The organism is Rhodococcus sp. Ni2 (genome assembly GCF_021352185.1).
In the GTDB taxonomy this organism is placed as follows: domain Bacteria; phylum Actinomycetota; class Actinomycetes; order Mycobacteriales; family Mycobacteriaceae; genus Rhodococcus_F; species Rhodococcus_F qingshengii.
The window spans coordinates 1,804,650-1,825,143 of record NZ_WOXZ01000002.1 but is presented as its reverse complement, the minus strand read 5'-3'; the positions used below and the strand labels follow the sequence as shown (position 1 = coordinate 1,825,143).

The window sequence follows — 20,494 nt, the reverse complement described above, 5'->3', positions numbered from 1 at the left end:
TGGGGTTCGTAGAATTTCTTTTGTGAATCGTGAAGCACTCGTCGGCGATGTCCTCGACGCCATGGACGCCAACTTGGTATCCCATGCCTGCCACCTGCATGAACACTTGCCGACGGGATCGGTCACGGTCTCTGCAGATGTTGTCGTCGCAGACAGCGGCCTCACCGACGACACGTTCAACATCATCGCTGGTGCGCGCTTCGCTGTACCTGCTGCTGAAGGCCCGGAAGAAGACCGACGACTACTCGACGTACTCGCGTGGCTTCGAGCAACCGGTCGTCCGTTCTCCTGGTGGACAGGTCCGCGCGACAAGCCCTCTGACCTCGGCGCTCGCTTGTCAGCCGTCGGCTGCGTGCGCTCCGAGGAAGAAAGAGCGATGACGGCAGACTTGAACGTCGTCCCACGCCCAACGCCTGTCTCAGAACTGTGCGTTCAGCGAGTGACGACTCGTTCGCAGCTCGCCGACTACGCCGCCGTGATGGCCGCCAATTGGTCGCCGCCCTCAACCGCAGTAATACGTTTCTTCGAAGACACCGCCGATGACATCCTCGATGAGCGCTCGCGGAGTTCGTTTGTCGTGGGATACGCGAACTCCCAGCCTGTCGCCGGAGCCGAGGTCCATTTTGCCGCCGACGTCGCCGGACTGTATGGGGTCGTCACACTCGAAACGGCGCGCCGACGCGGATTCGGCTCGGCGGTCACCCTTGCCGCACTCGACATCGCCCGCGAGCGAGGTGCCCGAACCGCTGTACTTCAGGCGTCCAGCGACGGCGCACAGCTCTATCGAAACGTCGGCTTCGAGGATGTCGGTACCTACGCCGAGTACTCGATCGGCAGCGGTTAGACGTCCCCGCGGGGACGCTTTCCGTCCTCATCCACGGATGTGTGTCGGTACTGGCATCTATCATCGAACGTACATTCGAAACATTGTCGGACACGCGCCGGGGAGCAACGATGAACGCAGAACTGACCGATACCGCAGAACTGACCGATACCGCAGCACTGATCAATGAAGAAACGCAGGGTTCCACCCGAAGCGACGTAGAGCAACTCGGCTCCGAAATCTGCGCTCTCGCCGGCCAGATCGCGGCGGCCACGGCTCGATTCCTCACCCTCCTGTCGAAGTTCGACGAAGACCGCGGCTGGGCCGGCCCTGGACTGCATTCATGCGCCCACTGGCTGTCGTGGAAATGTGGAATGAGCCTGCACACCGGCAGGGAATATGTTCGCGTCGCCAAAGCGCTCCGACCTTTGCCCGAGATGCGGAAGGCCTTCGAGCAAGGCCGGCTGTCCTACTCGAAGGTTCGCGCACTCACCCGGGTCACCACGCCGTCAAACGAAAAGCAGATGGTTCGGTTCGGATGCGAGGCGCCCGCAGCCCAGATCGATCGTCTCGCCGCAGGTCTGCGTAAAGCAACCGACAATGAATCTGGCAAAAGCAAAGCGCCCGAACATCTTCAGGTCCGCTGGCATTGGGACTCGGATACGGGCGAGTTTGTCATCAAAGGACGCCTGCCCGCACAGGACGGCGCCCGAATCCTCGCAGCATTGGCGGTGGCGGAACGTGAACGCACCCGAACCGCTGCCATCCGCCCTGTCGACGAGAAGGCTACAAAGAACCCGGCCGGAAATATCGGACCAGGACTCGTCGCGATGGCAGAGCTCGCCACCGCCGCAGTCACAGACCGCACGTCCAAGGCCGCCGCGAACGAAGTTGTGTTCTTCCACGAAGCGAACACCGTCCGTGTACCGAGTGGACCCGCGCTCCCCCAAAGTGCCGCCGAGGAAGTGCTCTGCAACGCGAAACTTCGCCTGGGAACGACAAAGGAGGGATGCGTTTTGAATCTGGGCCGAAGGACCCGCGTCGTCAGCGCCAAACAAATGCTGGCATTGAATTACCGCGACGGATCTTGCCGCACACCGGGTTGCGGGCGGACTCGCTTCTTACACGCACATCACGTGAAATTCTGGGGACGCGGCGGAAATACGGACTTGGACAATCTGATCATGCTGTGCGGCACCTGCCACCGCGCGCTGCATGACGGCCAGTTCACAATCACTGCTCTCGGCGAGCAGAAGTTCGAGTTCCTTTACGCCAATGGTGACGTCATCGACCCAGCACCACCGACCGAGGGATTCGCTGATGGCCTACTGCGCGGAGACATACCCGACGACGCGATCATCCCAAGATGGGACGGCGAGCCCCTTCACCTCGATCACGCGGTCAGCGTCATCCTCGACGGTTGGGCCGCCTGAGGAAACATTGGTCTAGTCCAATCTGAACCTGCCGTGAACAACAGGACAACCCTCACATCCAGGTAGTGCAATTGGTCTAGTCCTATCGCAAGATGCTTAGCGTGACCAAGAAAATCGCACGCACCTCAGCCGCCATCACACTCCTCCTCGCCGGCGCGGTAGCAGCCGGAACTGCAACCGCTGCAGCAATTCCCGGATCATCCGACCTCAATCCGTCGGCCGCCGAGAAGACAGTTGTCATCGGCCTCGACGGCACCATGCTCAGCCACATCAAGACCGCCGACGCTCCCCGCCTCCAGAAGCTGATCGCCGAAGGAACCAGCGGAGAATCTTCCATCCTCGGCCACACCACCATCTCCGGACCGTCGTGGTCGACCATCCTGACCGGAGTCTGGGATACCAAGCACGGAGTCAAGGACAACACGTACGCGGGTGCCCGCTTCGACCTCTACCCGAGCGTCTTCACCCGACTGGAAACAGCAAAGCCCTCCCTCCTCACCGAATCGATCTCCACCTGGGGCGGCATCGACAACATCGCCTCCAGTGGGACACCGAAAGCCGACGTTGTCGTCACCACGGCCGATGCAGGTTCCGGAGCGGCCACCGACGCTGCGACGGCAGACGCCGTCGCCCGCGACATCACAGACAAGGGACCTGACCTGATCTTCACCCAACTCGATCAGGTGGACGGCGCGGGACATAGCGGCGGCACCAACGGCGCTGCGTACGAAGAGTCCATCGCCTCGGTCGATGCTCAGGTGGGCAAGATTGTCGATGCCGTCGATCAGCGCGCAACAAAGACCGGTGAGAAGTGGACCGTACTGGTCACTGCGGATCACGGGCACAAGCCCGCCGGTGGGCACGGCGGTCAGACACCCGCGGAAGCAACGACATTCGTCATAGCACGCGGCTCGGGATACGCGGCCGGTCAGAACACAGACTCGTACACGATCGCTGACATCACCCCGACAATCCTCCAGAGCCTGGGCGTTGCATTGCCTGCCGATCTGGACGGCAAGCCGCTGGCCAAGGAAGCTCCCGGCTTCGTCGGCTCGGTCGACCTGGGATTCTTCGGCTCCTGATCGCAAGAAGGCCCGGGCCACACAGCAGAGTGCCGCAGCAAGACAGCAGCAAAAAGGCAGCAAAAAGGTCGGGCCGGAGAGCGTGTGCTCTCCGGCCCGACCTGTTGTGGAGCTGCCGGGAATTGAACCCGGGTCCTACGTTGAATCGCTAGGGCTTCTCCGTGTGCAGTTCGCTAAGTCTCTACTTGGATCTCCCAGTCTCGCGAACAAGCCAGGATGACGATCCCAGTCACTGTTTGATGTCCCATTCGACTCCGTGACCGAGCCGAACAGTAAAGCCCTCTAGCTGATGCCAGGAACCGGGTCGAGGGCAACCCCGGGCTGACAGACACGCTTCGCTACTTAGGCAGCGAGAGCGTAGTCGCGCTGATTGGAATCGGCGCTTATAGGTTTGCAGCGACGCTTACGGTGGTCTCTTGCCTGCACCGACACGCTTCCCCTAACTCAACACACGCAGTCGAAACCGTTCAGCCCCGTGTGTGCCCCGCGTCTTTCGTGGGGCTATTCACTATAACGCGCCGAAGTTCGGAAGTCATACCAATTAATCGGCGGCACTTTCCGTGTCCTTCGGCCCAGCCGTTTCCTGCACTGCACCCGCTTCCTGCACTGCACCCGTTTCCTGCACCGCAGCCATCTCACGCTCGGCGGCACCGGTGATGTTGGTGATCATCCCCTGGAAGACGACTCCGTGGAAAGGCAGGATCGAATACCAGTACGCCCGACCCGCGAGCCCGCGAGGGAAGAAGACCGCGCGTTGATCGAGGTGGGAACCCACCGGCCGTCCGTCGGCACCGGCTGGGCCTTCTGATACTCGCAACTCCAACCATGCTCCGCCCGGGACCTTCATCTCGGCGCGCAATCGGAGCAACTTGCCTCGATCGATTTCTTCGACCCTCCAAAAGTCCAGGGCTTCGCCCGTGTTGAGCCGGCGTGGATCCCGCCTGCCCCGGCGCAGTCCGACACCACCGACCGCGCGGTCCATCCACCCCCGAATGGCCCACGCCAAAGGGAATGAATACCAACCGTTCTCGCCGCCGATCGACTCGACCACCGACCAGAGGGTTTTCGGATCCGCCGCGCAGTCACGTTCGCGATGATCGACGTAGACCGCTTCGCCGGCCCAATCCGGGTCGGATGGAAGAGGATCGGATGGAGCGCCCGCGATCGTTGCACCGGACCACGCCGTCTCCACCTCACCGGTGTCGATCTTTCGAAGTGCCAGTCGCACCGCTTCTCGATACGGCGTGAGGCCCTCGGCGGGAGGCGGGATGAAGCCGTCGATGTCGTGGTTGTGCATCACCGCGTCGTTCTGCAGGGATTCGATCAGGGGCATCGCCAAACCTCGTGGGATCGGCGTGACCAATCCCACCCAGTGACCTGCCAGACGCGGGGTGAGGACGGGCAGGACGAGGATGCGTCGGCGTACCAATCCAGCGACGTCGGCGTAGGTGTTCATCATTTCGCCGTACTGCATGACATCCGGCCCACCGATGTCGAAGGCGCGGTTGACCTCCGGCGTCGTCGCCGCGGCTGCAATCAAATAGTGGAGTACGTCACGCACCGCGATCGGCTGAATGTTGTTGTGCACCCACTTGGGTGTGGTCATCACCGGAAGCCGATTGGTCAAGTGGCGCACCATTTCGAAGGACGCCGAACCCGATCCGATCACCACTCCAGCTTGGAACACAACCGCCGGAACCTCGGAGTCGAGCAGGATCCGACCGACTTCGAGCCGGGACTGCAAGTGAGTCGACAACTCTCGGTCGGAGGGATGAAGCCCGCCCAGGTAGACGATCCGTCGCACCCCCGCATCGCGGGCAGCGGCGGCGACGTTCTCCGCGCTTCGCTTGTCGATATCCGAGAACGACCCTCCCCCACCCATGGCGTGAACGAGGTAGTAGACCACGTCGATATCGTCGAAAACACCTGAGAGGGTGGCACTGTCGGTCAGATCCCCGCGCTTGATCTCCACCGAATCGTGCCAGGGAACATCGCGTAGTTTCTCCGGGCTGCGCACCACCACTCGAACTCGATGACCCTCTTCGACCAGGCGAGGGGCAAGACGTCCGCCGATGTATCCGGTCGCACCCGTGATCAACACTCTCACTGCGTCCATCACCCCACGCTACGCACAATTCAACTGCGAAGCGCGAGTGCAACCTCGAGGTCGTCGTTGGTCAACATCATGTTGATCCCCGCTCCGGCCTTCGCCCCGGCGGCTGCGGCCATGATGACCTGGGCACCCGGGTCCACGACATTGCCCGCAGCGAACACGCCGGGCACGCTTGTGGCCCCCATCATGTCGACTGTGACGAAATCGCCCATCATCGTCTCGGCGCGCTGCGCACCGAATGCGCGCAAGATCGCATCGTTGGGGTCCATCGTGAGGGCGCCACCGACAAAGACCGCCGAACGCGCGACCACACTGCCGTCGGCCAACCGCACGCCCACCAACCGATCATCCTCGACGACGGGACCGGCAACCTCACCCTCGACGATCGAAATACCGCGAGCCGCAAGCTTTTCCCGATCTTCGGAACTCAGTTCGGTGATGCGATGAAGGAAGAGAACCACGTCATCGGACCACTGGCGAACCATGAGCGCCTGGTGCATCGCAAATTCCGCGCTCCTGGCGATCACGCCGAGCGGCTGATCACGCACGCCATACCCGTGGCAGTACGGGCAGTGCAACACATCGCGTCCCCAACGCTCGCCGAAGACTTCGAGTTCTACCGGTAGGCGGTCCGTCAGACCCGTCGAAACAAGCACCTTGCGCACCTGAATCTTGCTGCCGTCAGCCAGTTCTACCGAGAATTTCTCGCCGTCCCGTGTCACGGAGACAACGGTGCCGTCATGGAACTCGCCGCCGAATTTGCGGACCTCACCTCGGCCGATGGTCAACAATTCTGCCGGGTTCATGCCGTCACGGGAGAGGAATCCGTTCATGTGGTCGGCGGCCGCGTTCCGTGGCGATCCGTTGTCGAAGACGATCACGGACCTGCGTGCCTGACCGAGAATGAGTGCGGCGTTGAGGCCTGCCGCACCGGCTCCGATTACTGCTACGTCGAATGAGTTCTGCGTCATGAATCCAGAATGACAAGAGAACGCAGTCTTGACAAACACTGTTGCCACTTTGGCAAAATGAGTGCATGACCGAAACATCGTTCGAAGCCGTACTAGCCGGCATCGGCCCTCGCCTACGTGCGTTGCGCCAACAGTCCGACATGACCCTGGCCGATTTGTCGGAGACCACCGACATCAGCGTCAGCACACTGTCGAGACTCGAATCCGGTACTCGCCGAGCCAACTTGGAGTTGCTGCTGCCGATTGCCAAGGCACACGGCGTCCCGTTGGACGACCTGGTGAACAGCAAGATCAAGGACCCCCGCGTTCGAGAAGAACCTCGAACGGTCGGATGTATGACGGTCATTCCGCTGACCAGTCAACCCGGCAATCTGCAGGCCTACAAGATGATCATCTCGCCCACCGACGACGATCGCGAACCGGGATCCCACGAGGGCTACGAGTGGGTCTACGTTCTGTCCGGGCGCATCCGACTCCAACTCGGCGATCGGGATTTCGTCATGGGCGCAGGCGAGGCCGCCGAGTTCGACACGCACATCCCGCACCGCATCAGTGCTGCCGACGGCCGGCCGGCCGAGGCGATCAGCCTCTTCGGAAAACAAGGCGAGCGGGTTCACCTACGCGCAGCGCCGGCCGACAGACGCGGCTGAAACGCTAGGATTGAAAACGCTGAAACTCGAAAAAATCTAGGCGCCCGCGACGGCAATCATGCCGACTGCCGCCAGCGCCAACAGCATTCCCGCTTGTTGCACGCGGCTTACCCGCTCGCCCAGCATCACCATGGCGAGCAGAACCGTCGCAGCCGGATACAGCGAACCGATCACGCTGACCAGTGAGAGCATTCCGCCTTGGAAGGCGTAGATCATCGTCCCGTTCGCGACGACGTCGAGGACGCTGACGTACACCGCGAGCTTGAGTGGCTCGCCTCGTGGGAGAACGAAGTGACCGGCCGCCAGCGCGACCAACCACACCACGACGGTCGCGGCGCCTCGAGATACGGCCAACGCCCACAGCCCGCTGCCCTCGCCGATCTGGTGAAGTGCGATGAACGAGAGCGCAAATGCGCCACCGCTTCCGACGGTCAGAAGAGCCACTTGTCTGGTGAAGCGGAGGGTGATTCCGCCGGCAACCTCACCCGCGGTGTCGTCAGGCGACTCGCGGCTGACCAGGACGACGGCGACCAGCGCGACGGCAATACCGAGGTACGCGATCAACCCCGGCCGCTCACCGAAAGCGAAGCCGACGAGCACCGGAATGCCCGCCACCAGAACAGCTGTCAGCGGCGAGACCACCGACATGGGGCCGGTTGCCAGCGCGAGATAGAACCACCAGACCGCCAGACCACTCGTGACGCCCGCGATCGCACCCCAGATCAGACCGTTCGGCGTCAGCGTCCCGGATACGAAAGGTGCTGCGATCAGTACGATGACGAGCGAGAGTGGATACGAGACGATCACCACACGCAGTGCGGCAACTCGTCGTGACGCAACTCCCCCGACGAAGTCGCTGACTCCGTAGGCAACTGCCGCCACGAGGGCAAGCAGGATGGAGGTCAGCGCATGCCCTTGATACGACGACCGAGCTCGCGGGTCACCTCGCGCTCGGCGGTGCGCTTGGCCATGTCCTGGCGCTTGTCGTAGTCCTGCTTACCCTTTGCCAGTGCGAGTTCGACCTTGACCTTGCCGTCGTTGAAGTACATCGACAGCGGGACCAGCGTCTGATTTCCCTCGCGGGTCTTGCCGACGAGGTGCTCGATCTCACGCTTGTGCAGCAGGAGCTTTCGGGTACGACGTGGCGAATGGTTGTTCCACGTGCCTTGCGTGTACTCCGGAATGTGCAACGAGCGCAACCACACTTCGCCGTTGTCCACCGTGGCGAACGCGTCGACGAGCGACGCCTTGCCTTCACGCAGACTCTTGACCTCGGTCCCGACGAGAGCGATGCCGGCCTCGTAGGTGTCGATGATCGTGTAGTTGTGGCGTGCTTTGCGATTGGTCGCAATGACCTTGCGGCCCTTTTCCTTCACTGTCCGGGCCTCTCAGTCCGCTGTCTTGCTGTCGAATGGTTCTTGCTGTTCCAGCATAGAAGCTCGTGCAAACCGATTATTCGCGGACGTACAGACGCAGCGTCACGTACGCCGTCACCGCGGCCATTCCGACACCGGCAAGTACGAGGATCGGCGAGACGAACAGCACGTCACTGTTGGATATCCGCGCCACGATGTTTGCTTCGTAGACGTCGGACAGGACCCCGTCGATGAAGACGTTCTTCGCCGTGAACAGCCCGGCAATGGCGAGCACCGCACCGATCAAGGCCGCCACGACGGCTTCGAGGAGGAACGGAAGCTGGGTGTACCAACGCGTCGCGCCGACCAACCGCATGATGTTGACCTCGGTACGACGCGTGAACGCGGCGATCTGGACCATGTTGGCGATGAGCAGGATGGCCGCTATCGCCTGGACGATCGCGATCGCGAACGCTGCGTTGCGCACTCCACCGAGCACGCTGAACAGTCGGTCCACCAACTCGCGCTGATTGAGCACACTCTCGACGCCGGGCCTCGAACCGAAGGTGTCGTTGATGACGCCGAACCGCTCCGGGTCACTGAGCTTGACCTTGAACGACGCCGGGAAGCTGTCCGGGCTCACCAGGGCTGCCAGTTCGGGCTGGTCCTTGAAGACGCGCTCGGTGGCGTCCTTCACGGCGTCTTCGCGGTTGAGGTACTGAACCGCGACGACGGACGGAGTCTGCTCGAGTTCCTTGCGCAACGAACTGCAGATCTCCTGCTCGCAACCGGGATCGGCCGAAGAGATGTCGTCGGTCAGGAAGATCTGCACCTCGACTCGTTCGAGGAAGATCTGCTGGGTCTTGCCTGCCATCTGCACGACCAGCAGACCACCGCCGAAGAGTCCGAGGGAGATCGCCGTCGTCAAGATCATGGCGATGGTCATCGTGATGTTGCGGCGTAGGCCGGTCAGGACTTCGCTGAAAATAAAGCTGGCGCGCATCGGGGAATCCGATTCCTTTTCGAGAGGCCGGTTGTTTCACGACAACCGGTGGGCGTACGGGACGTGTGGTCGTAGTCGGCGCTACCTGCCGACGCCGTACACACCCCGCGCTTCGTCTCTGGTCACCTTGCCGAGATCGAGTTCGATGACGCGTCGACGCATGGAGTCGACGATGTGGTGATCGTGGGTCGCCATCACGACGGTGGTGCCGGTGCGGTTGATCCGTTCGAGCAGCAGCATGATGTCCTGGCTCGTTTCGGGGTCCAGGTTGCCGGTGGGCTCGTCGGCGAGCAGCACGAGAGGGCGGTTCACGAATGCGCGGGCGATGGCGACGCGCTGCTGCTCACCGCCGGAAAGTTCGGTGGGCAGTCGATCGGCTTTGCCGGCCAGACCGACCATGTCGAGAACCTCGGGCACAGTGCGCGCGATGACGTTGCGGGGCTTGCCGATGACTTCCAACGCAAAGGCCACGTTCTCGGAGACCGTCTTCTGCTGAAGCAAGCGGAAGTCCTGGAACACACAGCCCATGCTCTGGCGAAGCTTCGGCACGCGGCGGGCCGCCAACTTGTTGACGTGGAAATCCGCGACCTCGATGTCGCCGGACGTGGGCGACTCCATCTTGAGCAGCAACCGCATGAACGTCGACTTGCCGGAGCCGGAGGGGCCGATGAGGAAGACGAACTCCCCCTTCTCCACCTCCACACTGACCTTGTCGAGCGCCGGCCTGGTGGAGGCCTTGTAGGACTTCGACACATTCTTCATGCTGATCACAACTAGCCAGTCTAGCCGTTATCTAACGGTGACCTTGGCGCCACGCGCGAGCACCCTCGTCCTTATCCGGTACCGGTGGTCGCGGGTGACTGCGGCACAGACGTCGGTGCCTGCATCGCCGCGCCAGGTTGGGGAACGGTCGTCGTCGCCGGAGTGGTCGGCGCCGTGGTCGCGGACTGTTCGGCGTTGCCCGGCGCAGGCGCGGGACCCGAAGTCGGCGTCGGAGAACCTGAGCTGCCCGTGCTCGATTCCGGAGACTGGGTCTCGGACGTAGTCGTCGGCTCGGTCGAGGACGGCACGGGGGTCGTCGTCGACGGTTTGACCGAGGGCGCGACGTAAGGCTCGGTCTGCGACGTGTCCACGCTGGGCGGTGGTGTCACTGCGGTCGGGTCCTCAGGATTGAGATACGTATGCAACAGATACGTCAATATCCACGCCACGATGAGAATGAAGGTAGAGGTTCGCATCCGGCCGCCGAAGATCCGGGACGGGAGCCAGTCCAGGTGAAACAGTCGGTCGAGTCCGCGGCGCGGTTCCTGATCGGTCATTCGCTCGCCTCCTCGGTCCGTACGGTGTGCAGATCCGGTGACACCGTGATCCCCTGACGTCGCAGTGCTGCGGCGACGCGGACACGAAGAGCGCGTCCGACCTGGAACTGTTTGCCAGGGAGTGTGCGCGCGACCATCCGCACGTTGACCTGATCGACCTCCAGGCTTTCGACGCCCATGACCGTGGGCTCGTCGAGCAGCAGTTTCTTGAGTCCGCGGTCGGCCATCGCGTCGACTCCGACCTGGCGAAGCACCTCGTTGACCCGGGTGAGATCGGCGGTCGCCGGAACCGGAACGTCGATGACGGCGCGTGCCCAATCCTTGGACAGGTTGGTCGCTTTCACGATCTGGCCGTTGGGAACGGTGATGACCTCGCCGTCGGAGTTCCGCATCCGCGTCACGCGCAGGGTCACGTCCTCGATGACACCTTCGGCGTCGTCGGAGGAGCCGGTGATCGCAAGCCGGACGGTGTCACCGAAGCCGTACTGACGTTCGGTGATGATGAAGAAACCGGCAAGAATGTCCTGCACGACGCGCTGTGCACCGAAACCGAGCGCCGCACCGAGAACGGTCGCCGGCGCGACGAGACTTCCGATCGGCAGGTTCAGTTGGTCGAGAACCTTCAGCGTCGCGATCACGTAGATGAACGTGATGACCACCCAGGTGATGACCTGCGCGACCGAGTGACGATGCTTGGTCGCCTCGGAACGAACCAGCGCATCGCCCAACTGATAGTTGGAGTCGATCTGGTCGGTGACCTTGTTGCCTCCCCAACTGACCAACCGGGCGAGAATCATCGCCCCGAGCACGGTCATGAGGACGGACAAACCGGTGGTTTGAAGCCAATCGAGCAGGTTCTGCCCAGGTCGAAGTAAAGTCATCGTGCCTTTCGGTATCCGAACGCTATGCGGACTGGTTCTCGCTCATGCGCCAGCGGATGCCGGCCTCGAGGAACCCGTCGATGTCGCCGTCGAGCACTGCCGACGGGTTGTTGACCTCGTACTCGGTACGCAGGTCCTTGACCATCTGGTACGGATGCAGAACATAGGAGCGCATCTGGTTGCCCCACGAGCTGCCGCTGTCGCCCTTGAGCGCATCCATCTCGGCGCGCTCTTCCTGACGCTTGACCGCGAGCAGCTTTGCCTGCAGGACGCGCATCGCCGACACCTTGTTCTGGAGCTGCGACTTCTCGTTCTGACAGGTGACGACGATTCCCGTCGGGATGTGCGTGAGTCGAACGGCGGAGTCCGTCGTGTTGACCGACTGGCCGCCGGGACCGGACGAGCGGTAGACGTCGACGCGGATGTCGTTCTCGTTGATCTCGATGTGGTCGGTCGTCTCGACGACCGGCAGTACCTCGACCTCGGCGAACGACGTCTGACGACGCCCCTGGTTGTCGAAGGGACTGATGCGAACGAGCCGGTGGGTGCCCATCTCGACAGACAGCGTGCCGTACGTGTACGGGCCTTTGATCGCGAACGTCGCGCTCTTGAGTCCGGCTTCTTCGGCGTACGACGTGTCGTAGACCTCGACGCCGTAGTCGTGCTTCTCCGCCCAGCGGATGTACATACGCATGAGCATCTCGGCCCAGTCTGCAGCGTCGATACCGCCGGCACCGGAGCGGATGTTGATGAGCGCGTCGCGCTCGTCGTACTCGCCCGAGAGCATGGTCTTGACTTCCATCGCCGCGATGTCGTCTCGCAGGCTCGCGCGCTCGGCGTCGGCGTCGGCCACCGCGTCGGGGCCTTCGTCTTCTGCCAGTTCGTAGAGGATCGGCATCTCGTCGAGTCGCTCGCGTAGTGCCACGATCCGGCGCAGCTCGGCCTGCGCGTGGGAGAGCTGGCTCGTGACCTGCTGGGCGTGTTCCTGGTCGTTCCACAGACCCGGGTCGGCTGCCTGGTGCTCGAGCTCGTCGATGCGTCGGCGCAGCTCCTCGACGTCCACAACCGATTCGCAGGTGCGAAGGGTGGTGTCGAGGGCGTTCAGGTCTGCAATTACGTCGGGATGCACGGTTCTCAAGGCTACCGGGTGCCGACCTCGGCCCTGCCGCCCGTCACGTATTGGGATCACCGGGACTGGAAGCCTTGCCAACCTCGCTCCGAGGGAACCTACTGGAACGATGACTGTCACCGACGAATACCTGCAGAACAACGCCGCCTACGCCGAGCAGTTCACCGGACCGCTCCCCCTCCCACCCAGCAAACACGTCGCCGTACTCGCCTGCATGGACGCCCGCATCGACGTCTATCGGGTGCTGGGAATCAAGGAAGGCGAATCGCACGTCATCCGCAATGCGGGTGGAGTCGTCACCGACGACGAGATCCGATCCCTGGCCATCAGCCAGCGTCTGCTGGGAACTACCGAGATCATCCTCATCCACCACACCGACTGCGGAATGCTGACGTTCACCGACGACGACTTCAAGCGATCCATCCAGGACGAGATCGGCATCAAACCAAATTGGGCTGCCGAATCGTTTCCCGACATCGACGAGGACGTCCGTCAGTCGTTGAAGCGCATCGAGAACAGTCCGTTCGTCACCGCGACGACCTCCCTACGCGGATTCGTCTTCGACGTCGCAACCGGAAAGCTGAACGAGGTCCTCCCCGATTGAGCCGGTAGGTTGTATACCCGTGACCGATCGCGCATCCGACCTCGCACTCGCCCTCCGTATCGCCGACGAGGCTGACGCGATCACTCGCGCCCGCTTCGGCGCCCTCGACCTTCGAGTGGACGACAAGCCGGACCTCACCCCCGTCTCCGACGCCGATCTGGCTGTCGAGCGAGCAGTGCGCGCGACGCTCGGTGAGCATCGTCCTGCGGATTCCGTACTCGGCGAGGAATTCGGCGGCGACGCAGTCTTCGAGGGCAGACAGTGGGTGGTCGACCCCATCGACGGGACCAAGAACTTCGTCCGCAACGTACCGGTGTGGGCCACGCTGATCAGCTTGCTCGAGGACGGCGTCCCGGTCGTCGGCGTCGTGAGCGCACCTGCACTGAATCGGCGATGGTGGGCTGCAACAGGTTTGGGTGCACATACGTCCTTCGGGGACAGTGATGCGCGAGCGATCCAGGTATCCGCCGTCGATCGCAGCGAGTCAGCGAGCCTGAGCTTCTCGAGCCTCTCGGGGTGGAAGGACCGCGGAATTCGCGATCAGTTCGTCGAACTCACCGACCACGTCTGGCGCGTGCGCGGTTACGGGGACTTCTTCTCCTACTGCCTCGTGGCCGAAGGCGCCGTCGACATTGCTGCCGAACCCGAGGTTTCCCTGTGGGATCTGGCAGCGCTCGACGTATTGGTCCGTGAGGCCGGCGGCGCGTTCACCGATCTGGACGGCGGCGCAGGTCCGCACGGCGGCAGCGCGGTCGCCACCAACGGACTGCTGCACGAAGACGTTCTGGCCCGCCTGCGGTAACCACCCGACTACCAGAACATCCCACCCGCCGCAAGGGTCCGAGGGAGGAGTTCCGACAGGCCCGTCGGCAGGATTCGGCACGACATCTCGGCCCGTTGACTGGAAGTAGTTGATCACGCACTACTTCCAGGAGAACGATGAACCGGATTTCCAGGCGCACGATTCTGTTCGGTCTGGCCGCAGCGCCCCTCGGGCTCGCGGTGGGCTGCGGCGCCGACCCGGCAGCGAAGAGCGCCACACTGGCGGTGGCCGGAACTTCGCGTCCGCTACCGATTCCACCGCTTGCCGAATCCACCGTCGACGACGCCGGTGTTCGCCACTTCACACTTCGTGCCGGTGCCGGAACCACCGAGATCGTCGCGGGAAAACTCACCGACACTTGGGGTTTCAACGGATCCATTCTGGGACCCACCGTCCGCGCCGAACGCGGAGAATCTGTCGCATTCACGATCGACAACACACTGGCAGAGCCCACGACCGTCCATTGGCACGGCATGCATCTGCCCGCCCGATACGACGGCGGCCCGCACCAGACCATCGAAGCCGGCGGACGCTGGGAACCGGCGTGGACGATCGGCCAGTCGGCGTCGACGCTCTGGTATCATCCACACCCGCACGGATCCACCGAACGGCACGTGCAGCGCGGTCTCGCCGGACTGTTCCTGATCGACGACGCCGACACGCGGGCGTTTGACATCCCCAAAACCTATGGTGTCGACGATGTTCCGCTGATCATCCAGGATCGTCGATTCCTCGCCGACGGCAGCTTCGACGAATCGGATCCGACCGACATAGGCCTGCTCGGCGACACGATAGTCACCAACGGCATCTCCGACGCCTACCTCGACGTCACCACCGGGGTCGTCCGGTTACGCATTCTGAACGGCTCTTCCGGCCGTCTCTACAACCTGGGGTTCCCCGACGACCGCACCTTCGATCTGATTGCCACCGACGGCGGACTGCTCGAATCACCTATTGCGATCAAGCGGATTCAGCTCAGCCCCGGCGAACGAGCCGAGATCGTGGTTCGCGTCGACCCCGGCGCGACGACCACACTGGTGTCGTTCCCGATCGAGGACGGCGGTGGCGTGAGTTCCTCCGACGCCGAGAACTTCGGCATGAACGACCGCTTCGACATCCTCGAACTGCGGGGCGTTGCCAGCCGCGCGTCACGGTCGACTCTCCCGGCGCAGTTGGCCGTACTGCCGAGTCTGGATCCGTCGAAGGCAAGCGTTTCCCGAACCTTCGATCTGCAGTGGTACATGATCAACGGGCAACGAATGGACATGAACCGCATCGACTTCGAGGCCGAGGTCGGCGCGACCGAGGTGTGGACGATCACCAACAAGGACAACTGGCCACACAATTTCCATGTCCACGACGTACAGTTCCAGATCCTCGACGTCGACGGTCGCACTCCCCCGCCGCACTTGCGCGGACTCAAGGACACCGTCTACACACCGCCGGGCAGCAGGGTTCGCGTCGCACTGCAGTGGTCCGAGTACACCGATCCCACCTTCCCGTACATGTTCCACTGCCACCTGCTGATGCACGAGGACCAAGGGATGATGGGCCAATTCCTCGTCCTCGAACCGGGACAGAAGGCGGCTCCGATGCAGATGGACATGCCGATGGACATGCCGATGCCTGGTTCGCACTCCGGTCACTGAAAGTTCTGCAAGTGGTACACGGCGAGGCGAACCCGATTGTCGCAACCGGTCTTCGACATCAGGTTCGCCACGTGCGTCTTCACCGTGGTCACACCGAGATGCAGCGTGTCCGCGATCTCCTGATTGCTCTTCCCTTCTGCCACCAGCGCGAGGACCTGCGATTCGCGATCGGTCAACGGAACCTTCTCCGTCGCAGCAGTGTCTGCGATACCACCGATCACCGCTCGATCCACAACGCGGCGGAGAAGTTCCGGAGTGAACACCATCTCGCCCTCGGCGATCCGCCGAATGGCACCGAGCAACTCGGCGGGTTCGGTGTCCTTGACGAAGAATCCCGAAGCCCCCGCGGCGAGTGCGGGATACAGATGATCGTCGTCGTCGAAGGTGGTCAGCACGAGGATGCGCGCTCGACGACCGGCCTTGACGATCTGCTGCGTGGCGCCGATCCCGTCCAGCCCGGGCATTCTCAAGTCCATCAGAATCACGTCGGGATCCAATTCTGCAGCGAGCGCTACCGCCTCGACGCCGTTCGACGCCTCACCGGCCACGGTCATGTCCTCGGCTGCCGCGCACAGCATCCGCAAACCGGCGCGCACAAGTCGCTGGTCGTCGACGATCAGCACGCTGATCACGAGACACCGCCCGAGACAACGAGTGGAATACTCACGTGCACTTCCCATTTCCCGTCACTGTTGGTGCCGGCGGTCATCTCGCCGCCGACCAACTCCGCACGCTCCTGCATTCCCACCAGGCCATGACCTGCACTCCGAGGCGATCCCTCGACGTCGTTGACAACCCTGACATGCACCCGGTTGTCTTCGCGACCGACCGAGACCGATACCAGCCCCTTCTTGTCGCCGTGCTTCATGACGTTGGTCAGTGATTCCTGAATCACCCGCAACAACGTCAGCCTCCCGATCGCGTCGAGATCGGCTGCGCCTGACTCGACATTCTCCTGGGCATCGAAGACTGCCCGCACCTCGAAACCCGCCGCACGCACACGATCTATCGCCGCCTCGATTTCCGCCTCGACGGCATCCGGCTCGACCAGAGCGACCTCACCGAGCGAAGGATCACGAAGTGCGACCAGGAGGCGACGGATATCGGCCAGCGCATCGGACGCAGTCCCACGCACATCCGCGAGGACCTCACGCACGGCCTCGTCCTGGGGCGCCAAGACATGTTGAGCCACGCCGATTCTCAGGACGATCGATGCCATGTGGTGCGCAACCAGGTCGTGCAGTTCGCGGGCGAGCGCACTGCGCTCCGCAGCGCGGGTCTGCGCAAGATTGTTCGCGGCCAATTCACGCTGCGAGCGTAGATACAGCCCGAGCAGCAGTGGCAACCCCACGTACGCAAGCACTTTCACAGCCGTCGTGACAGACCAGAACGCTTCGTGAGATTCGAACCAGATACCCGCGAGCACCGAACCGCACCATCCTGCTGCCGATACGGCAACCATTTCTCTACGCTCGGCCCGCATCGTGACGTCGACGACGGCGACCGCCCCGAGATACGGAACAAGCTCGGACAGCCCCCAGGCGTCGGCGACGAACATCGGAACGGCGAGCGCCGAGATGACCAGGGACGCGAAGACCGGCCATCGACGGCCGACGGCGAAGGCGAGCGCCGACAGCATCGACAGAATCCAGTAGGTGAGGGGAACTCGATACTCCCCCGGATACGTGCTGGCGATCAACAGGCACGGGACCACCACCAACGGCGTGTAGCGCACGTACCGCTGTATCCGATCTGGCACCTCTGTCCGGTTCACCCCTCGAGCCTATGACGCGCATCATTTCGCGGTTTCTCGACAACAGACCTTACTGATGAGTAAGATAAGGATCGTCCAACGCCCCAACACCGAGAAACAGCTGGTGATCATGACCAAGCAAGACAGTGTTGCCCCCGACAAGAGCGCTCAGCGCAGCGAATCGGGCGCGCAGCGCGGCGGCGCCAAGGGTGCGCCCCGCGACACGTCCGCCGTCGGCCTGAACCCGATCAAACGCGACGCCATGGGCGCAGCCATGCGTGTGCTTACCAAGATCACCGGTTCGGAACTGGCCGAGAAGTTCAATCTGCGTCAGACCATCGATCGCGTGACCTACGAGGGCACCAAGACGGGCTTCAAAACCCTGGGTGCCGCCACTCGAGGATTCCAGAAGGTCTCGGGCAACGGCGCACCCAAGCGCCTGCCCGACAACCCGAGCAAGAACGCCGACTACTTCGATCTGACCCCCGACGACGACCAGAAGATGATCGTCGAGACCGTGCGCGAGTTCGCGGCCGAGATCCTGCGTCCCGCAGCGCACGACGCCGACGGCGCAGCGCAGGCACCCGCCGATCTCTCCAAGCGCGCAGCCGAGCTCGGCATCACGCTGATCAATGTTCCCGAAGAACTCGACGGAGCAGCTGCCGATCGCGGCGCAGTCACCAATTCTCTTGTTGCCGAGGCACTTGCGCACGGAGACATGGGGCTTGCACTTCCGATCCTCGCACCCAGCGGCGTTGCAGTCGCACTGACGCAGTGGGGCACCGACGCGCAGCAGAAGACCTACCTTCCGGCCTTCACCGGCGAGCAGGTCCCCGGCGCAGCAGTGGTGGTCAACGAACCACGCGCACTGTTCGATCCGTTTGCCCTGCAGACCAAGGCAGTTCGCTCCCCCAGCGGCTACAAGCTCAACGGCGTCAAGAGCTTGGTGCCCGCCGCCGCTACGTCCGAACTCTTCGTCATCGCCGCAGAACTCGACGGCAAGCCGTCCTTCTTCATCGTCGAATCCGACACCAAGGGACTCGTCGTCGAAGCAGATCCCAGCATGGGTCTGCGCGCCGCCGGTCTGGGTCGCCTGATCCTCACCGACGTCGCTGTGTCGGAGTCCGCACTGCTCGGCGACGGTGACGCCGAGCAGCGTAAGGCCGAATACGCCGACGCGATTCGCCTGGCTCGACTCGGTTGGGCGTCCATGGCCGTCGGCACCAGCCAGGCAGTTCTCGACTACGTGATTCCGTACGTCAACGAGCGCGAAGCGTTCGGCGAGCCGATCAGCCACCGCCAGGCGGTTGCCTTCATGGTCGCCAACATCGGCATCGAACTCGACGGACTGCGCCTGGTCACGCTTCGGGGCGCTTCACGCGCCGAGCAGGGCTTGTCCTTCGCTCGCGAATCCGCTCTGGCCCGGAAGCTGGCTTCCGAGAAGGGCATGCAGATCGGCCTCGACGGTGTGCAACTCCTCGGTGGACACGGGTTCACCAAGGAACACCCGGTCGAGCGCTGGTACCGCGACCTCCGTGCCATCGGCGTTGCCGAGGGCATCGTCCTCATCTGACGCCGCTGAACTTCCAGGAGAACCACGATGATCAACCTCGAACTTCCCAAGAAGCTCAAAGCATCAGCGAACCAGGCACATCAGGTCGCGGCGCAGATCTTCCGACCCATTTCACGTAAGTACGATCTCGCTGAGCACGAGTATCCCGTCGAGCTCGACACCATGGCCGCCATGGTCGAAGGCCTCTCCGATTCCGGTGGAGACATCGGCGGTGCCAGCGGCGGACGGTCCGACGCGAGCGCCAAGGGTGGCAACGCCAACGGCGGCAACATGTCTGCGCTCCTCAACTCGCTCGAAACGTCTTGGGGCGACGTCGGACTCATGCTCTCGATCCCCTACCAGGGGCTCGGCAACGCCGCGATCGCCGCAGTGTCAACCGACGAACAGCTCGAACGTTTCGGTAAGGTGTGGGCCTCGATGGCCATCACCGAACCGAGTTTCGGTTCCGACTCCGCCGCAGTGACCACCACCGCCGTTCTCGACGGCGACGAGTGGGTTCTCAACGGCGAGAAGATCTTCGTCACCGCCGGTGAGCGTTCGACGCACATCGTCGTGTGGGCGTCGGTCGACAAGTCGAAGGGCCGAGCGGCCATTAAATCGTTCGTCGTTCCGCGTGACGCACCGGGCCTGAGCGTTGCCCGCCTCGAGCACAAGCTGGGCATCAAGGCCTCCGACACCGCAGTACTCCTGCTCCAGGATTGCCGCATTCCCGCGGACAACATCCTCGGCAGCCCGGAGGTCAACGTGGAGCAGGGCTTTGCCGGCGTCATGCAGACGTTCGACAACACCCGGCCCCTCGTTGCAGCCATGGCCGTCGGCGTCGGACGCGCAGCTCTCGAAGAACTGCGCGGCATCCTGACCGAAGCCGGTGTCGAGATCTCCTACGACACACCGGTCTACAACCAGCATGCAGCTGCAGCCGAGTTCATCCGTTTGGAAGCCGACTGGGAGGCCGCGTACCTGCTGTCTCTGCGCGCGGCGTGGATGGCCGACAACAAGAAGCCGAACTCGCTCGAAGCGTCCATGTCCAAGGCGAAGGCCGGCCGCACCGGCACCGACGTGACGCTCAAGGCAGTCGAGTTGGCCGGCACTTACGGCTACTCGCAGCGCCCGTTGCTCGAGAAGTGGGGCCGCGACTCGAAGATTCTCGACATCTTCGAGGGCACCCAGCAGATCCAGCAGCTGATCGTCGCACGCCGCCTGCTCGGAAAGTCGTCCGCCGAACTGAAGTGACGGTCGCACGGACCAGATCCCGAAACACTCCGCCCCGCCACCTTTCGAGGTGGCGGGGCGGAGTGCTCGGTCGCCATCGTGAAACTTCACCACCGAAACC

The 20,494-nt window shown here is 63.0% G+C and carries 20 protein-coding genes and 1 other RNA gene; 9 read left to right on the top strand and 12 right to left on the bottom strand.

Annotation, left to right across the window (positions count from 1 at the left end):
• Positions 1–22 precede the first annotated feature (22 nt).
• The 3 genes from GN300_RS22065 (at position 23) to GN300_RS22055 (ending at position 3,338) form a co-directional block, all read left to right on the top strand.
• On the top strand, positions 23–844 hold the full coding sequence (locus GN300_RS22065) for a GNAT family N-acetyltransferase (RefSeq protein ID WP_080726644.1): 822 nt from the start codon (positions 23–25) through the stop codon (positions 842–844).
• Positions 845–954: 110 nt separating this feature from the next.
• Complete coding sequence (locus GN300_RS22060) at positions 955–2,256, top strand: HNH endonuclease signature motif containing protein (RefSeq protein ID WP_063316609.1); 1,302 nt, start codon at positions 955–957, stop codon at positions 2,254–2,256.
• 92 nt (positions 2,257–2,348) lie between these two features.
• Positions 2,349–3,338 (top strand): alkaline phosphatase family protein, encoded by a 990-nt coding sequence (locus GN300_RS22055; RefSeq protein ID WP_252366390.1) that lies wholly within the window; start codon positions 2,349–2,351, stop codon positions 3,336–3,338.
• Between the two features lie 104 nt (positions 3,339–3,442).
• Here GN300_RS22055 and ssrA read toward each other — a convergent pair.
• The 3 genes from ssrA to GN300_RS22040 form a co-directional block, all read right to left on the bottom strand.
• Positions 3,443–3,813, bottom strand: a transfer-messenger RNA (tmRNA) gene (gene ssrA / locus GN300_RS22050).
• Between the two features lie 66 nt (positions 3,814–3,879).
• Positions 3,880–5,454: an SDR family oxidoreductase gene (locus GN300_RS22045; protein WP_063316611.1), complete on the bottom strand. Its 1,575-nt coding sequence runs from the start codon at positions 5,452–5,454 to the stop codon at positions 3,880–3,882.
• Between the two features lie 20 nt (positions 5,455–5,474).
• Positions 5,475–6,422: an NAD(P)/FAD-dependent oxidoreductase gene (locus tag GN300_RS22040; RefSeq protein ID WP_050655138.1), complete on the bottom strand. Its 948-nt coding sequence runs from the start codon at positions 6,420–6,422 to the stop codon at positions 5,475–5,477.
• Between the two features lie 65 nt (positions 6,423–6,487).
• Here GN300_RS22040 and GN300_RS22035 point away from each other — a divergent pair, with 65 nt between their 5' ends.
• Positions 6,488–7,072 carry a helix-turn-helix domain-containing protein gene (locus GN300_RS22035; RefSeq protein WP_063316612.1) on the top strand — a complete coding sequence of 195 codons (585 nt, stop codon included), beginning with the start codon at positions 6,488–6,490 and terminating at the stop codon, positions 7,070–7,072.
• A gap of 36 nt (positions 7,073–7,108) precedes the next feature.
• On the opposite strand, the gene GN300_RS22030 is transcribed toward GN300_RS22035, so the two are convergent.
• From GN300_RS22030 to prfB, 7 genes are all read right to left on the bottom strand, one after another.
• Complete coding sequence (locus tag GN300_RS22030) at positions 7,109–7,966, bottom strand: DMT family transporter (RefSeq protein ID WP_073512801.1); 858 nt, start codon at positions 7,964–7,966, stop codon at positions 7,109–7,111.
• Between the two features lie 8 nt (positions 7,967–7,974).
• Positions 7,975–8,448, bottom strand: a complete 474-nt coding sequence (gene smpB / locus GN300_RS22025) for an SsrA-binding protein SmpB (RefSeq protein WP_003942330.1) — start codon at positions 8,446–8,448, stop codon at positions 7,975–7,977.
• Positions 8,449–8,524: 76 nt separating this feature from the next.
• Positions 8,525–9,430, bottom strand: coding sequence for a permease-like cell division protein FtsX (ftsX, locus tag GN300_RS22020; protein ID WP_003942367.1), 906 nt, complete (start codon positions 9,428–9,430; stop codon positions 8,525–8,527).
• Positions 9,431–9,511: 81 nt separating this feature from the next.
• Entirely contained in the window at positions 9,512–10,192 is a 681-nt protein-coding gene (ftsE, locus tag GN300_RS22015; protein WP_020969258.1) for a cell division ATP-binding protein FtsE, read from the bottom strand.
• Between the two features lie 71 nt (positions 10,193–10,263).
• Positions 10,264–10,749: a hypothetical protein gene (locus GN300_RS22010; RefSeq protein ID WP_082845796.1), complete on the bottom strand. Its 486-nt coding sequence runs from the start codon at positions 10,747–10,749 to the stop codon at positions 10,264–10,266.
• Positions 10,746–11,630 (bottom strand): mechanosensitive ion channel family protein, encoded by an 885-nt coding sequence (locus GN300_RS22005; protein ID WP_003942304.1) that lies wholly within the window; start codon positions 11,628–11,630, stop codon positions 10,746–10,748. The genes GN300_RS22010 and GN300_RS22005 overlap by 4 nt, the downstream gene beginning before the upstream one ends.
• Positions 11,631–11,652: 22 nt before the next feature.
• Entirely contained in the window at positions 11,653–12,759 is a 1,107-nt protein-coding gene (gene prfB / locus GN300_RS22000; RefSeq protein WP_003942364.1) for a peptide chain release factor 2, read from the bottom strand.
• Positions 12,760–12,868: 109 nt separating this feature from the next.
• Here prfB and GN300_RS21995 point away from each other — a divergent pair, with 109 nt between their 5' ends.
• The 3 genes from GN300_RS21995 (at position 12,869) to GN300_RS21985 (ending at position 15,835) form a co-directional block, all read left to right on the top strand.
• Positions 12,869–13,363 (top strand): carbonic anhydrase, encoded by a 495-nt coding sequence (locus GN300_RS21995; RefSeq protein ID WP_007731285.1) that lies wholly within the window; start codon positions 12,869–12,871, stop codon positions 13,361–13,363.
• 19 nt (positions 13,364–13,382) lie between these two features.
• On the top strand, positions 13,383–14,165 hold the full coding sequence (gene hisN, locus GN300_RS21990; protein WP_003942301.1) for a histidinol-phosphatase: 783 nt from the start codon (positions 13,383–13,385) through the stop codon (positions 14,163–14,165).
• 137 nt (positions 14,166–14,302) lie between these two features.
• Positions 14,303–15,835, top strand: a complete 1,533-nt coding sequence (locus tag GN300_RS21985) for a multicopper oxidase family protein (RefSeq protein WP_063316614.1) — start codon at positions 14,303–14,305, stop codon at positions 15,833–15,835.
• Here GN300_RS21985 and GN300_RS21980 read toward each other — a convergent pair.
• Both GN300_RS21980 and GN300_RS21975 read right to left on the bottom strand, forming a co-directional pair.
• Complete coding sequence (locus GN300_RS21980) at positions 15,829–16,467, bottom strand: response regulator transcription factor (protein ID WP_047271656.1); 639 nt, start codon at positions 16,465–16,467, stop codon at positions 15,829–15,831. The two genes, GN300_RS21985 and GN300_RS21980, sit on opposite strands and share 7 nt — an antisense overlap.
• Positions 16,464–17,609 carry a sensor histidine kinase gene (locus GN300_RS21975; RefSeq protein ID WP_223304439.1) on the bottom strand — a complete coding sequence of 382 codons (1,146 nt, stop codon included), beginning with the start codon at positions 17,607–17,609 and terminating at the stop codon, positions 16,464–16,466. Before GN300_RS21975 ends, GN300_RS21980 begins: the two co-directional genes overlap by 4 nt.
• 103 nt (positions 17,610–17,712) lie before the next feature.
• Between GN300_RS21975 and GN300_RS21970 the strand changes: the two genes are divergently transcribed.
• Positions 17,713–19,161, top strand: a complete 1,449-nt coding sequence (locus tag GN300_RS21970) for an acyl-CoA dehydrogenase family protein (protein ID WP_003942317.1) — start codon at positions 17,713–17,715, stop codon at positions 19,159–19,161.
• Between the two features lie 27 nt (positions 19,162–19,188).
• The gene (locus tag GN300_RS21965) at positions 19,189–20,394 is read left to right on the top strand and encodes an acyl-CoA dehydrogenase family protein (RefSeq protein WP_003942363.1); all 1,206 of its coding nucleotides are present in this window, start codon (positions 19,189–19,191) and stop codon (positions 20,392–20,394) included.
• Positions 20,395–20,494 lie beyond the last annotated feature (100 nt).

What these genes read in the sequence shown, in the direction of transcription:
- GN300_RS22035 (WP_063316612.1), top strand. Translation starts at nt 6,488, where the DNA reads ATGACCGAAACATCGTTCGAAGCCGTACTAGCCGGCATCGGCCCTCGC.
- GN300_RS22045 (WP_063316611.1), bottom strand. Translation starts at nt 5,454, where the DNA reads ATGGACGCAGTGAGAGTGTTGATCACGGGTGCGACCGGATACATCGGC.
- GN300_RS22010 (WP_082845796.1), bottom strand. Translation starts at nt 10,749, where the DNA reads ATGACCGATCAGGAACCGCGCCGCGGACTCGACCGACTGTTTCACCTG.
- GN300_RS21985 (WP_063316614.1), top strand. Translation starts at nt 14,303, where the DNA reads ATGAACCGGATTTCCAGGCGCACGATTCTGTTCGGTCTGGCCGCAGCG.
- GN300_RS22055 (WP_252366390.1), top strand. Translation starts at nt 2,349, where the DNA reads ATGCTTAGCGTGACCAAGAAAATCGCACGCACCTCAGCCGCCATCACA.
- GN300_RS22060 (WP_063316609.1), top strand. Translation starts at nt 955, where the DNA reads ATGAACGCAGAACTGACCGATACCGCAGAACTGACCGATACCGCAGCA.
- GN300_RS21995 (WP_007731285.1), top strand. Translation starts at nt 12,869, where the DNA reads ATGACTGTCACCGACGAATACCTGCAGAACAACGCCGCCTACGCCGAG.
- GN300_RS22005 (WP_003942304.1), bottom strand. Translation starts at nt 11,630, where the DNA reads ATGACTTTACTTCGACCTGGGCAGAACCTGCTCGATTGGCTTCAAACC.
- ftsE (WP_020969258.1), bottom strand. Translation starts at nt 10,192, where the DNA reads ATGAAGAATGTGTCGAAGTCCTACAAGGCCTCCACCAGGCCGGCGCTC.
- GN300_RS22040 (WP_050655138.1), bottom strand. Translation starts at nt 6,422, where the DNA reads ATGACGCAGAACTCATTCGACGTAGCAGTAATCGGAGCCGGTGCGGCA.
- GN300_RS21965 (WP_003942363.1), top strand. Translation starts at nt 19,189, where the DNA reads ATGATCAACCTCGAACTTCCCAAGAAGCTCAAAGCATCAGCGAACCAG.
- ftsX (WP_003942367.1), bottom strand. Translation starts at nt 9,430, where the DNA reads ATGCGCGCCAGCTTTATTTTCAGCGAAGTCCTGACCGGCCTACGCCGC.